Origin of the sequence: Streptacidiphilus melanogenes (genome assembly GCF_000787835.1) — a bacterium.
In the GTDB taxonomy this organism is placed as follows: domain Bacteria; phylum Actinomycetota; class Actinomycetes; order Streptomycetales; family Streptomycetaceae; genus Streptacidiphilus; species Streptacidiphilus melanogenes.
Genome location: NZ_BBPP01000070.1, coordinates 1 through 11,969, shown reverse-complemented (window position 1 = coordinate 11,969; position 11,969 = coordinate 1). Strand labels below are relative to the sequence as shown.

The window sequence follows — 11,969 nt, the reverse complement described above, 5'->3', positions numbered from 1 at the left end:
TTTGCCCTCGTAGTAGTAGTACGCGCTCCCGACCGAGACCCCCGCCTCCGCGGCGATCGCCCGCATCGTGGTCTTCTCGTAGCCCCGCTCCTTGAAGAGCCGCATCGCGGTCTCGAGGATCAGCGCACGTGTGCGCTCGCTCTTCGCCGTCTTGGCGCTCTCGGCGGACGGGGCTGCGTCGGCGGCGGGCTGGGCAGGCAGGTCGTCGGTCACGGTTCGAGGCTATCCGGACCACGTCCGGCACTCCGCGCCGCAGGACGGCACATCGTCCAGTTCCACGTCCGGACCGACATCTGTCCGCATCCGTCCTCCTCCCTCGCCCTGTCGGCCTTCGCCCTTCCGGCGGGTCAGGAACTTCCGCCCGCCGGCCGCCGCCAGCACCGCCGCCCGCGCCAACGGCGCCCCGGCCGGCGAGCTGAGCCGGTGGGCGGTGGCGCGGTAGCCGTCCAGCGCCCACAGGCATGCGATCCATGCGGCCGGGCCCTCGTAGACCTGCCCGGCGTCGCCGACGACGGTGATCTCCGCGGCGGCCCGCCGCTGGTCCAGCTGCGGAAACCTGGCCCGTGCCGCCGCGGAGCCCACGTCGACGAACTCCAGCGGCACCAGTTGACGCTGCCGCTCCAGCCAGCCGCGCAGGTGCCGACAGAGCGGGCACCCGGGATCCGACAGGACCGTCAGCCGCCGGACCGGGGCGTCGCCGGTGCCCCGATCCGGTCCCAAGCCGGTCTCCGCCGCTCCGGTGCCGCTGGTCTCCGCGGAGTCGCCCGCCCTTGCGGAGTCGCTCATCGTCAGACCTGCGGAGCGATCGGCGGGGTGGGCACGGTCCAGGCGGTCGGCGGGGTGGGCGGGCGCTGCTCGCCGCGCAGCCGCCCTCCGGTCCGGAAGCGGTTCAGCACGTAGACGTTGACCAGGTGCATCACGCCGAGCACGAGCAGGACCGTGCCGACCTTGTAGGACAAGGCCCGGAAGACCCCCGCCACGTCCCGGACGTCGTTGTCCCCGACGCGCAGCCAGAGCGCGACGAAACCCAGGTTGACCAGGTAGAAGCCGACCACCAGCAGGTGGTTGACGGCCTCGGCGAGCTTCTCGTTCCCGTGGAACACGTCGGCCAGGAAGACCCGCCCCGCCCGGCTCAGGGTCCGGCCCACCCAGACCGTGAGCGAGAGGCTCAGGACCAGGTAGACGACGTAAGTGACGACAGTGGTGTTCATAGCGACACAGCCCTCCGACCGATGTTGAACACGTTCAATTCACCGTGCGAGAAGGACTGTAGCAGCTTTTTGAACGCGTTCAAGAGTGCTGGCGGCGGGGAGCTCGGCTCATATCTCCATCAACTTTGTTGTGGGTCACCCGCAGGCGGGGCACAGTGCCCTCACGACCCGACGCAAGGGGGAGCGAAGGATGCTGACGTTCAGTTTTGTGTTCACAGCCGCGTGCCTGGTGCTGGTGGTGGGCGGCCTGATCCGGGCAGCTCGCTCCGGGCGCGGGGCCGCCCGGGATCGGCGACCGGGCGTTCCGGGCCCGGTGCGGCGCGACGGGCTGGCGCACCTGCCGGAGCAGGGGCCCGGCCAGTGGCAGTGGACGGACGGGGGCACGCCGACCAACGAGCACCACGGCCACCACCACAACCACCACCACAGCGGTCACCACGGATGGGACGGCGGCGGCCAGAGCTGGAACGGGGGCGGGCATCACGGCGGGCACCACGACAGCGGCTCGTCCTGGTCCGGCTCCTCCGGCTCCTCCGACTTCGGGGGCGGCGGGCACCACCACGGCTGACGGCCGGTCACGTGCCGAACAGGCCGTGCCGGACAGGCCGTGACGAGAGGACCGCACCGCGAGGACCGCAACCCGAGGACCGGGACGCGGGGAACATGACGGGAAGACGACGGGCCGGGTGGCATCCGCCACCCGGCCCGTCGCCGCGTCTCAGCTCACCTCGGGATCAGATCGGGCCGATCCGGCTCGTCTCCCACAGCACCAGCGCGATCAGCACCGCACTGACCAGCACCACCGCGCCCGCCTGCACCCACGGCCGTGCCTTGCCACGCGGCGCGAAGGCGAAGCCGGCGCCGACCGCGAGACCGGCCAGCAGCCCGCCGAGGTGGCCCTGCCAGGAGTCGAACCCGGCCGAGACCACCATCCAGATCACGAACATGACCAGCAGTCCGTTGCCGCCCAGCGGGTCGCTGCGCAGCCGACGGCTCATCACCCAGTAGCCGCCGACCAGGCCGAAGATCGCCCCGGAGGCGCCGATCGCCGACGAGTCCGGCGCCAGCACGTAGGCGGCGGTGGAACCGCCGACGGCGGCGACGAGGTAGAGCGCGAGGTAGCGGACCCGCCCCAGCTGCGCCTCCATCACCGGACCGAGCTGCCACAGCCACATCATGTTGAAGAGGATGTGCGTGATGCCGATCACGCCTTGCGAGGGCAGCGCGTGCAGGAAGGCGGAGGTCAGCAAGCGGTACCACTCGCCGTGCGCGACGCCCGCGGCGTGGTAGCCGGGCGGCACCGCACCCATCCACGTGTAGCCCCGGCCGTCCGAACCCATGAAGCCGCGGCCCCATTCGGAGAACCGGTCGATGAGCGTGTTGTCCCGCAGCTCCCCGGCGAACGCCAGCACGTTGAGCAGGATCAGCGTGATCGTCGCCGTCGGCCTCGCGCCGGCGATCCGTCCGCCGAACACCGTGCGCGCCTGCCGCTGCGACTTCACGCCCTCCTTGACGCAGTCGGGGCAGTGGAAGCCGACCGACGCCGGGCGCATGCAGTCCGGGCAGATGAGGTGGTCGCAGCGGGTGCAGCGGACGTAGCACTCGCGGTCCGCGTGGCGGTAGCACGTCGTCACCGCGGGGGCGGACGCGGGTGCGTCCGAGGGCCCGGACTGGGCGGGGATGGCAGCGGCCTGCCCCTCCCCGACGGTGGAGGGCGCGTTCTCCTGGTGCTCCATGGGGCGTGCTGCTCCACTCGGTGGGGTCGGTGGTCGAACGCTGTGGAGGGTAGCGAAGCTCCTACCGCCGCGAAAGCACCACCACCCCTACCGGAGCCGGTACTCGTACGGCGTCGTCGTCGCGAGCCGGGTGAAGCCGAGCCGGGCCAGGATCGGGCGGCTCTGATCGGAGGCGTCGACGAACAGGTAGCGGTACCCGCGGTCCACCGCCACCCGCGCCCGGTGGGCGACCAGCGCGCGGTAGATCCCGCGCCCGCGCCACTCCGCGACCGTGCCGCCACCCCACAGGCCCGCGAAGTGCGTGCCCTCGTTGAAGTCCAACCGCGCGGCGCAGACGGGCTGCTCCCCGGCCATGGCGACCAGCGCCAGGACGCTCTCGGGCGCGGCCTCCAGCTGTGCGAGCAGACGTGTCCTGATCCTGGCCCCCGTGCCGACGGAGAACGCCCGGTCGTGCACGGCGCCCACGAGCTCCGCGCCGTCGGCGTCAGTGACCGGCACCAGCTCCACGCCCTCCGGCAGCGGCGCCTCGATCGAGGCGATCGCCTCGGCCTCGGCGACCATCAGCGCCTCCGGGCCACCGGCCTCGAACCCGGCTTCCACCAGGCGGGCCCCGAGGTCGCGCGGGTGGTCATGGCTGTACAGCTTCCACTCGAAGCTCTCCACGTCCGGCAGCGCCCGGTACTCCGCCACCTGCCGCGCGATCGCGGCGTCGGCGCTCCCCTCGTCCAGCCCGGACCAGAGGACCCCGTTCCACATCTCCCCCGGCCCGACCTGCCGCACCACGTCCCCGACCCGCTCCACCCGGGTCAGCACGTGATCGGGTCGTGCCTCCCGTCGCATCTGGCGGTCGAAGAGGGCAAGTGTCAGGTCGTCGTCCATGCGGGCAAGACCAACATACGTCCGCTGAGCTGGGCAAACGTTTTTGCTCACGCCGATTCACACGAACGGCTGAACGACACGCGCATGCCCGAGTTAGCAGCCTGCTTGCAATTGCAAGCAGGGCGGGGCAGCATGGAGGCATGGCCTCACTGAACGTCGGGTCTCTCGGCGAGTACATCCGGGAGCAGCGGCGGCATGCGCAGTATTCACTGCGTCAGCTCGCCGATGCCGCAGGGGTGTCGAATCCTTATCTGAGTCAGATCGAGCGCGGGCTACGCAAGCCCAGCGCGGAGATTCTGCAGCAGATCGCCAAGGCGCTGAGGATCTCCGCGGAGACCCTCTACGTGCAGGCGGGGATTCTCGAGGAACGCGAGGAGCACGGGCTCGGTCTGCGGACGGCGATTCTCGCCGATCCGCTGATCAACGAGCGGCAGAAGCAGGCGCTGCTCGCCGTGTACGACACGTTCCTCAAGGAGAACGACGTCCAGCAACGGGCCGGGGACGCGAACACCGACCCAGACGAGCCGCAGACCCTCGAAGAGTACGCACAGAAGGGGAGGATTTCCGATGGCGATCGCTGAGGACCTCCGCAAGACCCTGTCCGACCCGACCCCTCTCTACGCGCTCGCCGGCGCCGGTGACCTGGCCGTGGAGAAGCTCAAGACCGTGCCCGAGCTCGCCGCCGCGCTCGCGGCGGACCGCAAGGCCGCGCAGGAGAAGGCCGCCGCCCGGCTGGGCGAGGCGCAGACGCGGCTGAACGGCGCGCAGGCCAAGGTCACCGAGGCCGTGCAGACCCTGCCGACGGACCTGAAGTCGCTCCAGGAGAAGGCCCAGGGCCTGGCGCTGCAGAGTGTCGGCCGTGCCGCGGAGTTCGCGGTCAAGGCACGCGAGGCGTACGACGAGCTCGCCTCGCGCGGCAAGCTCGTCGTGGACCGCCAGTTCAACGGCGCCGGGGCCGAAGCCGACGCCGAGCCCGCCATCGAGACGTCGAACGGGCACACCGCGCCGGTCGCCAAGGCGGACGTGTTCGCCGCTGAGACCGAGGAGGCCGAGCAGACCAAGGCCGAGGCGCCCGCCGCCGACGCCGAGTCGGCCGCGCCGAAGCCGGCGCGCAAGTCCGCCGCGCGCAAGCCGCGCGCGAACGGCTGAGGTCCGACTCCGCGCGAGGACTCGACGAAACGGCTGGGGCACGTCTCGCGTGCTCCAGCCGTTCTCATGACACGATGAGCCCGTCACCGGGATGCTCACGCAACGAGGAGTGGCGATGGACCAGCTGGCCGCCTACGGGACGCTCACGGACGCGTTCGGCACGCTCCTGGGCTGGGTGATGCTGGCGCTGGTGGCGTTCAAGGTGTTCACCCTGATCGACGCGGCCTTCCGCCGCGAGGACGCCTACCGCGCCGCGGGCAAGCAGACCAAGCCGTTCTGGCTGATCATCCTGGCTGTCGGCGCGGCCGTCAGTTTCGTCCCCGGGCTGGGGCTCTTCCTCGGCCTGATCGGCCTGGTCGCCTCGATCGTCTACATGGTGGACGTGCGGCCCGCGGTCAAGCGGGTCACACCGCCCCGGGGCGGCCGGAAGGGCCAGAAGAAGCACGATCACATGGGGCCGTACGGGCCTTGGTGAGCAGCAGCACCGCGACGTCGTCGGCGAGCGCGCCGCCGTTGAGGTCCTCGACCTCGGACATGGCGGTGTCGATCAGCCGGGCGTCGCGCAGGCCGCCCTGCTGGTGGTGGTCGCCGATCATGTCGATCAGCCCCTCCTGACCCAGGCGGCGGGTGCCGGCGCCTATCCGACCCTCGATCAGGCCGTCGGTGTAGAGCATCAACGCCCAGTCCTCGCCCAGCTCGACCTTGGCGGGCGGCCAGTGGCCGTGGCCGTCGGCGAGCAGGCCGAGCGCGGGGCCGGCCTCCTCGAAGGGCAGCAGCTCGGGCGAGCTGTGCTCGCGCAGCAGCAGCGGGGCCGGGTGGCCCGCCAGGTGCAGCTCCGCCAGGTCCGCGTCCGGGCGGATGGCGAGCATGCACAGCGTCGCGAAGATCTCCTCGCTGCGCCGCTCGTGCTCCAGCACCCGCTGGAGGTTGGAGAGCAGCGCCTCGCCCGTCAGGCCGGCGAAGACCAGGGTGCGCCAGGCGATCCGCAGCGCGACGCCGAGCGCCGCCTCGTCCGGACCGTGGCCGCACACGTCGCCTATGACGACGTGGACCGTGCCGTCGGCGGTACGGACGGCGTCGTAGAAATCCCCGCCGAGCAGGGCACGGCGGCGACCGGGCCGGTAGCGGGCCTGGAAGGTGAGGCCCGAGCCGTCCAGCAGCGGGGTGGGCAGCAGGTGGCGCTGGAGGCGGGCGTTCTCCTGGCCGCGCAGCTCCGCCTCGACGAGGCGGCGCTGCGACTCGTCGGCGCGCTTGCGCTCCACCGCGTACCGCACGGCCCGGGTCAGCAGCCGGCCGTCCATCTCCTGCTTGACCAGGAAGTCCTGAGCGCCCGCGGCGACGGCGGCCGCGCCGAGCTGCACGTCGACCGTGCCCGTGACGGCGAGGACGGCCGTGTGGGGGGCGCGGCGCAGCAGCGCGCGGATGTCCTCCAGGCCGCTGGAATCCGGCAGCTCCAGATCGAGCAGGACGCAGGCGGTGTCGTGGCCGAGCAGCGGCAGCGCCTCGGCGAGGCTGCGGGCCCAACGGAAGGCCACCTCGGCGCCGAGCTCGGCCAGCAGGTTGCGGACCGACTCCGCGCCCGCGTCGTCGGCCTCGATGAGCAGCACCGAGAGCGGCGGGGTGGCCCCGGCCGGACGCGGGTGCGCGGCCAGATTGGCCGGGTGCGCGGACGCGGCGCCCGCCCGGGCCGCACCCGCACGAGCGGCCTCGGCACGGGCCTCGGCGGCACGCGCGTCGTCCGTGCGCGCCGCCTCGGTGGCCGCTCCGGCTTTGGCGGAGGCGGTACCGGAGTGACGCGGGCGCGGTATCGGCGCGCCTGCGGAACGCTGTTGACCGGCTGCACTGGAAGCAGCTCCGGCATGAGCGGACATCGGCTACCTCCCTCCCTCCGAGTCGGTAACGGCTGGGCGGCGTGCGCAGTGCCCACCCAACACCATGTTCTGTCGGCATCCTCTCGACCCGTACGCGAGCTCCACCAAGCCTCCCCATCCCCGTGGCACCCGGGTGACGGCCCCGGCCGCGGCCCGGCGGGCCAGATCCCGTACCCCGCTTGGGCGGTATCGCGGATGCGGACGCGCCGCAGGCCTCGGTACGGTGCGAACGGCTGAAGGGAGCCCGTGATGGAGATCACGCTGATCGAGGGTGACATCACCCGGCAGGAGGTGGACGCGGTCGTCAACGCGGCGAACTCCTCGTTGCTGGGCGGCGGCGGGGTGGACGGGGCGATCCACCGGGCGGGCGGCCCGGAGATCCTCGCGGAGTGCCGTGCGCTGCGCGCCGGGCATTACGGCAGGGGCCTGCCGACCGGGCAGGCGGTGGCCACGACCGGGGGCCGGCTGCCGGCCCGTTGGGTGATCCACACCGTGGGCCCCGTCTACCCCGGCCCTCAGGACGGCACGGCGGAGGTCGCCCGGCGGACGGAGCTGCTCGCCTCCTGCTATCGCGAATCGCTGCGGATCGCGACGGAGTTGGGCGCGCGCAGCGTGGCCCTGCCGGCGGTCTCGACCGGAATCTACGGCTGGCCGATGGAGAGTGCGGCGCGGATCGCGCTCGGCGAGACGATGGAACTGGGGAGGACGGGCGGCCTCGGCGAGGCGCTGGACGAGGCCCGGTTCGTGCTGTTCGGAGCGGACGCCTACGGCGTCTTCGAGCGGGTGTTGCAGGAGTTGTCGCACGGACCCATGGTGGACTGATGATGCGTCAATCCACCATGGGTATTCGATAGCTCGTTCGAGTGAACTTACTCTTTGCGATCTCGTCAGTCGGGTCTGAGCACGCCCAGAATGGGCATCGAGCCGGCGGCGGCCAGTTCCACCACCCCACCGGGGTGCGGGGCCTGGATGACCGCACCGTCGCCGACATAGAGCGCGACGTGCGTGGCGCCGCGGAAGTAGACGACGAGGTCGCCGGGCCGCAGCTCGGCGACGGGCACATGGCGCAGCTGCGCCCACTGGTCCTGCGAGGTCCGAGGGATGTCGACGCCGGCGGCCTGCCAGGCCCGCATGGTCAGCCCCGAGCAGTCGAAACTCCTCGGCCCCGTGGCGCCCCACAGGTACGGCTTGCCGATCTGCGCCACGGCGTAGGCGATCGCCGCCTGTGCGGCGCCGGTCGCCCGCCGCGCGAGCTCGGTGGGCGTGAGCGAGCCGCGCCACGCCATCTGCGCGGCGTACGCGGTCTGCGTCTGGAGTTGCTGCAACGCGGCGAGTTCGGGGCCGGAGAGGGAGGCGAGCAACGCCTGGGCGCGGGCGAGGCGCGCCTTGATGTCGGAGACGGCGCCGGCCGCGGCACCCTGATCCTTGGAGAGCGTCTCCCAGGCGGCCGTGGCCTGCTCGCCGTAGGCGGTGAGCGCGGCCTTCGCCTCCTGCAGCTGCTGCAGAGTGGTCGCGGCGGACGTCATCGCCTGGGAGGCGAGGGGGAGTTGCGCGAGGTACTGCTCGGGGTCCTGGGCGAGCAGGAGTTGCAGCGTCTGATTGCCGTCGAGGGCGTCCCCGTCGTACTGGCCTGCGGCGATCTGCCCGACAAGGGAGGTGAGCCGGTCCACCTGCGCCTGTTCGGCGACGATCGCGCGCGCGAGGCCCAGGATCTGGGCCTGCTGCGCGGTGATGGCCTGCGTCGCGGCGTCATAGGCGGCGGTCGCGCTCTCGGCCTGCTGGTACAGCGAGGCGATCTCCGCCTGCAACGCGGCGAGCCGGGAGGCGTGGCTCGCAGGCGCGAGGGCGGGTGCAGCCTGCGCGGACGGGGTCGCGACGGGCGTCAGCACCACCGCGGCACAGGCGAGGAGGGCAAGGTTCCAGCGACGAGTGCGTGGCACGGCAACAGCCTCCCGGGCAAGCCCGTCCAGGTCTGACTGATCGTCAGATAAAGGTGCTGGGATGGTGCCACGGGACGGCGCACTTCGCCAGGGGTGCGCCGTCGCGAGCGGTGCGCCGCCGCGAGAGGTGCGCCGATCGCCAGAAGCGCGCCGTGCGGATCAGGTCGGGGCGACGGCGTCCCAGCGGAGGGTGAGTTCGCCTAGGCGGTGGCGGGCCTGGGTGTCGGTGAGCGGCCAGGAGGCCGCGACGGCACGGGTCGTAGCCAGCCAGCGCTGGCGGACGCCGAAGTCCGCATAGGGTGCGGCCGCCGCCCAGGCGCGGTCGAGGTCGCGGAGGAAGTCGTGGACGGGCTCGCCCGGGACGTTGCGGTGGATGAGCGCCTTCGGCAGCCGTTCCGCCAGGTCCGAGGGGCGTTCGAGCGAAGCGAGGTGTGCGGAGAGGGTGAGCGTACGAGGCCCCTCCGGGCCGAGCGCGACCCAGGCCTGCTTGCGCCCGATCTCGTCGCAGGTGCCCTCGACCAGCAGCCCGTCGGGGGCGAGCCGCGCGCACAGCCGCTGCCACGCCGCGGTGACCTCGTCCTCCTCGTACTGGCGGAGCACGTTCGCCGCGCGGATCAGCAGCGGGCGTTCGCCGCCGTCGAGCGGCACCTCGAAGCCGCCCCGGCGGAAGGTGAGCGCCGGAGGCCGGGCCACCCGCTGCGCCGCCGCGACACGGTCCGGCTCGATCTCGATGCCGACCATGCGGACGTCCGCCCGCACCGCCCGCAGGCGCTCGAACAGCTCGACGGCCGTCCACGGGGCGGCGCCGTAGCCGAGGTCCACCACCACCGGGCCGGCGTCGGCGTGCCGCAGGGCCGGCGCGAGCGCGTGGGCGATCCAGCGGTCCTGGCGGCGGAGCCGGTTCGGATTGGTGGTGCCCCGGGTGATCGCGCCGACCGGCTTCCCGCTCTTCGCCGCCCTCGCTCCCGCCGCCGCACTCATGTCACGCAGCGTATCCGGACGACCGCCGGCCCAGCACCCCGGGTGAGCGCCCCGGTACCGTGGAAGGCGGGCGGGAATCGCTGGGCCGACAGTCCGGTTGCACCAGTGTTGAAGGACGAGCAGGACGGCCCAGGACCGGAAAGAGGACGAGCGGTGACCCATCAGCCCGCCCGAGTCGCCATGCTGAGCGTGCACACCTCCCCCCTCCACCAGCCGGGAACCGGCGACGCGGGGGGCATGAACGTCTACATCGTGGAGCTGTCCAAGCGTCTGGCGGAGCTCGGCACCGAGGTGGAGATCTTCACCCGGGCGACGGCCTCCGAGCTGCCGCCGCTGGTCGAGCTCGCACCCGGCGTACTGGTGAGACACGTCACAGCCGGACCGTACGAGGGGCTGCTCAAGGAGGACCTGCCCGCCCAGCTGTGCGCCTTCACCCACGGGGTGCTGCGCACCGAGGCCGGACACCGGCCCGGGCACTACGACGTCGTGCACTCGCACTACTGGCTCTCCGGCCAGGTCGGCTGGCTGGCCGCGGACCGCTGGGGCGTACCGCTGGTGCACACCATGCACACCATGGCCAAGGTCAAGAACGCCTCCCTGGCCGTCGGCGACACTCCGGAGCCCGCGGCCCGCGTCATCGGCGAGTCGCAGGTCGTCGCCGCGGCGGACCGGCTGATCGCCAACACCGACGAGGAGGCCGAGCAGCTCGCGGAGCACTACGGCGCTCTGCGCGCGCAGCTCTCGGTCGTCCACCCGGGCGTGAACCTGGAGGTCTTCCGTCCCGCGACGGCCTCGCCTACCGGGCCCGTCGGGGACGCGGTCAGCGATGCGGCCGCCGATCCGGCCGCAGAGGCGGCCAGGGTGCGGGGGATCCGGGCCCGGCTCGGTCTGCCGCAGGACGCGGTGGTGCTGCTGTTCGCCGGGCGAATACAGCCGCTCAAGGCCCCCGACGTGCTCGTCCGCGCGGTCGCTCAGCTGCTGGACGACTCCCCCGAACTGCGCGAACGCATCGTCGTCCCGATCGTGGGCGGCCCCAGCGGCAGCGGTCTGGCCAAGCCCGAGGCGCTGCAGAAGCTCGCCGCACAGCTGGGCGTCTGCGACGTCATCCGCTTCCAGCCGCCCGTCGGGCAGGCGGAGCTCGCCGACTGGTACCGGGCGGCGACGGCTCTGGTGATGCCGTCCTACAGCGAGTCCTTCGGCCTGGTCGCCCTGGAGGCGCAGGCCTGCGGGACCCCGGTGGTCGCGGCGGCGGTCGGCGGGCTGCCGGTCGCGGTCCGCGACGGCGAGACGGGCTTCCTCGTCCACGGCCACGACCCCCGTGCCTGGGCCCGGACGCTGCGGCGCTTCGTCGACCACCCCGAGCTGGGCGCCCGGATGGGCGCGGCGGCCGCACGCCACGCCCGCGCCTTCGGCTGGGACACGGCCGCCCGCACCACCGCCGAGCTCTACGCCGACTCCATCGCCCGGACGCGCGCCGCACAGGCAAGCGGGATGGCGGCGGCGACGGTGCGGTGACCGCGCGGTAACGTGCCCGGCATGGGTGAAGAGATCAGCCGCGAGAGTGTCGCCGAGGTGCTGCGCGCGGCGCTGGACGAGTCCGGCGTCGCGTGGGAGCAGCCCTCCGGCGACCCCTGGACGTTCGTGGCCCAGCTGCCGGGCACGCGCAAGCTCTCGACGACGTGCTCGCTGCGCGTCGGCGAGCAGACGCTCTCGCTGAACGCGTTCGTGGTGCGGCGGCCGGACGAGAACTTCGAGGAGTTCTACCGCTGGCTGCTGGAGCGGAATACCCGCATCTACGGCCTGAGCTATTCGCTGGACCGCCTCGGGGATGTCTACCTCGTCGGCCGGCTGCCGCTGGCGGCGGTGACGGCGGACGAGATCGACCGCCTGCTGGGGACGGTCCTGGAGAACGCGGACGCGCCCTTCAACCAGCTCCTCGAACTGGGCTTCGCGACGGCGATCCGCCGCGAGTGGGAGTGGCGCGTCAAGCGCGGCGAGTCCACCCGCAACCTCGAGGCCTTCGGCCGCATCACGGGCGCGGAGGGCTAGCTCCGCACGGCCCGCGCACGGGGACACTGGGCAACCACCACGCGGCCGGTCCTGTCCGCACGGCCTGCGGATACGGCCCGTCGGCTCCCGCGCGCCCACGCGGCCGGCCCGCAGATCAGCGCCCGCGCGCCTGACCCGCGCACCCGCCAGGGG

At 72.7% G+C, this 11,969-nt stretch carries 15 protein-coding genes; 7 read left to right on the top strand and 8 right to left on the bottom strand.

The genetic code is table 11. The annotated features are described in order from the left end of the window. From TR49_RS46160 to TR49_RS37290, 3 genes are all read right to left on the bottom strand, one after another. Positions 1 to 201 (bottom strand): TetR/AcrR family transcriptional regulator (locus TR49_RS46160; protein ID WP_236653709.1); only part of this gene is annotated, 201 nt, incomplete at its 3' end. A 21-nt stretch (positions 202 to 222) separates the two neighbouring features. Continuing rightward, positions 223 to 786 carry a thiol-disulfide oxidoreductase DCC family protein gene (locus TR49_RS37295; protein WP_063770264.1) on the bottom strand — a complete coding sequence of 188 codons (564 nt, stop codon included), beginning with the start codon at positions 784 to 786 and terminating at the stop codon, positions 223 to 225. 2 nt (positions 787 to 788) lie between these two features. Beyond that, entirely contained in the window at positions 789 to 1,211 is a 423-nt protein-coding gene (locus TR49_RS37290) for a hypothetical protein (protein WP_042390378.1), read from the bottom strand. Positions 1,212 to 1,401: 190 nt separating this feature from the next. Between TR49_RS37290 and TR49_RS40675 the strand changes: the two genes are divergently transcribed. Further along, positions 1,402 to 1,779: a hypothetical protein gene (locus tag TR49_RS40675; RefSeq protein ID WP_152627670.1), complete on the top strand. Its 378-nt coding sequence runs from the start codon at positions 1,402 to 1,404 to the stop codon at positions 1,777 to 1,779. Positions 1,780 to 1,945: 166 nt separating this feature from the next. On the opposite strand, the gene TR49_RS37280 is transcribed toward TR49_RS40675, so the two are convergent. Both TR49_RS37280 and TR49_RS37275 read right to left on the bottom strand, forming a co-directional pair. Continuing rightward, positions 1,946 to 2,947: a rhomboid family intramembrane serine protease gene (locus TR49_RS37280; RefSeq protein ID WP_084725811.1), complete on the bottom strand. Its 1,002-nt coding sequence runs from the start codon at positions 2,945 to 2,947 to the stop codon at positions 1,946 to 1,948. A gap of 87 nt (positions 2,948 to 3,034) precedes the next feature. Next, positions 3,035 to 3,826 carry a GNAT family N-acetyltransferase gene (locus TR49_RS37275; RefSeq protein WP_042390376.1) on the bottom strand — a complete coding sequence of 264 codons (792 nt, stop codon included), beginning with the start codon at positions 3,824 to 3,826 and terminating at the stop codon, positions 3,035 to 3,037. 140 nt (positions 3,827 to 3,966) lie between these two features. Between TR49_RS37275 and TR49_RS37270 the strand changes: the two genes are divergently transcribed. The 3 genes from TR49_RS37270 to TR49_RS37260 all read left to right on the top strand — a co-directional run bounded on the left by TR49_RS37270 (position 3,967) and on the right by TR49_RS37260 (position 5,450). Next, complete coding sequence (locus TR49_RS37270) at positions 3,967 to 4,407, top strand: helix-turn-helix domain-containing protein (RefSeq protein ID WP_042390375.1); 441 nt, start codon at positions 3,967 to 3,969, stop codon at positions 4,405 to 4,407. Then, positions 4,394 to 4,975, top strand: coding sequence for a hypothetical protein (locus TR49_RS37265; protein WP_042390373.1), 582 nt, complete (start codon positions 4,394 to 4,396; stop codon positions 4,973 to 4,975). The genes TR49_RS37270 and TR49_RS37265 overlap by 14 nt, the downstream gene beginning before the upstream one ends. Positions 4,976 to 5,090: 115 nt before the next feature. After that, positions 5,091 to 5,450 (top strand): DUF2516 family protein, encoded by a 360-nt coding sequence (locus tag TR49_RS37260; protein ID WP_042390371.1) that lies wholly within the window; start codon positions 5,091 to 5,093, stop codon positions 5,448 to 5,450. On the opposite strand, the gene TR49_RS37255 is transcribed toward TR49_RS37260, so the two are convergent. Continuing rightward, positions 5,380 to 6,846, bottom strand: coding sequence for a PP2C family protein-serine/threonine phosphatase (locus TR49_RS37255; RefSeq protein WP_152627669.1), 1,467 nt, complete (start codon positions 6,844 to 6,846; stop codon positions 5,380 to 5,382). The genes TR49_RS37260 and TR49_RS37255 overlap by 71 nt on opposite strands. A gap of 249 nt (positions 6,847 to 7,095) precedes the next feature. Here TR49_RS37255 and TR49_RS37250 point away from each other — a divergent pair, with 249 nt between their 5' ends. Continuing rightward, positions 7,096 to 7,668: an O-acetyl-ADP-ribose deacetylase gene (locus TR49_RS37250; RefSeq protein WP_042390368.1), complete on the top strand. Its 573-nt coding sequence runs from the start codon at positions 7,096 to 7,098 to the stop codon at positions 7,666 to 7,668. Between the two features lie 65 nt (positions 7,669 to 7,733). On the opposite strand, the gene TR49_RS37245 is transcribed toward TR49_RS37250, so the two are convergent. Together TR49_RS37245 and TR49_RS37240 are read right to left on the bottom strand one after the other, a co-directional pair. Further along, on the bottom strand, positions 7,734 to 8,786 hold the full coding sequence (locus tag TR49_RS37245; protein WP_042390367.1) for a C40 family peptidase: 1,053 nt from the start codon (positions 8,784 to 8,786) through the stop codon (positions 7,734 to 7,736). Positions 8,787 to 8,945: 159 nt separating this feature from the next. Beyond that, positions 8,946 to 9,767, bottom strand: coding sequence for a class I SAM-dependent methyltransferase (locus tag TR49_RS37240; protein ID WP_042390365.1), 822 nt, complete (start codon positions 9,765 to 9,767; stop codon positions 8,946 to 8,948). Between the two features lie 105 nt (positions 9,768 to 9,872). Here TR49_RS37240 and TR49_RS37235 point away from each other — a divergent pair, with 105 nt between their 5' ends. Both TR49_RS37235 and TR49_RS37230 read left to right on the top strand, forming a co-directional pair. Further along, a complete protein-coding gene (locus TR49_RS37235) occupies positions 9,873 to 11,282 on the top strand; it encodes a glycosyltransferase (protein ID WP_042390363.1) in 1,410 nt (469 codons plus the stop codon). A gap of 21 nt (positions 11,283 to 11,303) precedes the next feature. Further along, the gene (locus tag TR49_RS37230) at positions 11,304 to 11,816 is read left to right on the top strand and encodes a type III secretion system chaperone family protein (RefSeq protein ID WP_042390361.1); all 513 of its coding nucleotides are present in this window, start codon (positions 11,304 to 11,306) and stop codon (positions 11,814 to 11,816) included. Positions 11,817 to 11,969 lie beyond the last annotated feature (153 nt).

Coding starts and splice junctions, on each gene's coding strand:
- TR49_RS37295 (WP_063770264.1), bottom strand. CDS start 786: ATGAGCGACTCCGCAAGGGCGGGCGACTCCGCGGAGACCAGCGGCACC.
- TR49_RS37290 (WP_042390378.1), bottom strand. CDS start 1,211: ATGAACACCACTGTCGTCACTTACGTCGTCTACCTGGTCCTGAGCCTC.
- TR49_RS40675 (WP_152627670.1), top strand. CDS start 1,402: ATGCTGACGTTCAGTTTTGTGTTCACAGCCGCGTGCCTGGTGCTGGTG.
- TR49_RS37280 (WP_084725811.1), bottom strand. CDS start 2,947: ATGGAGCACCAGGAGAACGCGCCCTCCACCGTCGGGGAGGGGCAGGCC.
- TR49_RS37275 (WP_042390376.1), bottom strand. CDS start 3,826: ATGGACGACGACCTGACACTTGCCCTCTTCGACCGCCAGATGCGACGG.
- TR49_RS37270 (WP_042390375.1), top strand. CDS start 3,967: ATGGCCTCACTGAACGTCGGGTCTCTCGGCGAGTACATCCGGGAGCAG.
- TR49_RS37265 (WP_042390373.1), top strand. CDS start 4,394: ATGGCGATCGCTGAGGACCTCCGCAAGACCCTGTCCGACCCGACCCCT.
- TR49_RS37260 (WP_042390371.1), top strand. CDS start 5,091: ATGGACCAGCTGGCCGCCTACGGGACGCTCACGGACGCGTTCGGCACG.
- TR49_RS37255 (WP_152627669.1), bottom strand. CDS start 6,846: ATGTCCGCTCATGCCGGAGCTGCTTCCAGTGCAGCCGGTCAACAGCGT.
- TR49_RS37250 (WP_042390368.1), top strand. CDS start 7,096: ATGGAGATCACGCTGATCGAGGGTGACATCACCCGGCAGGAGGTGGAC.
- TR49_RS37240 (WP_042390365.1), bottom strand. CDS start 9,767: ATGAGTGCGGCGGCGGGAGCGAGGGCGGCGAAGAGCGGGAAGCCGGTC.
- TR49_RS37230 (WP_042390361.1), top strand. CDS start 11,304: ATGGGTGAAGAGATCAGCCGCGAGAGTGTCGCCGAGGTGCTGCGCGCG.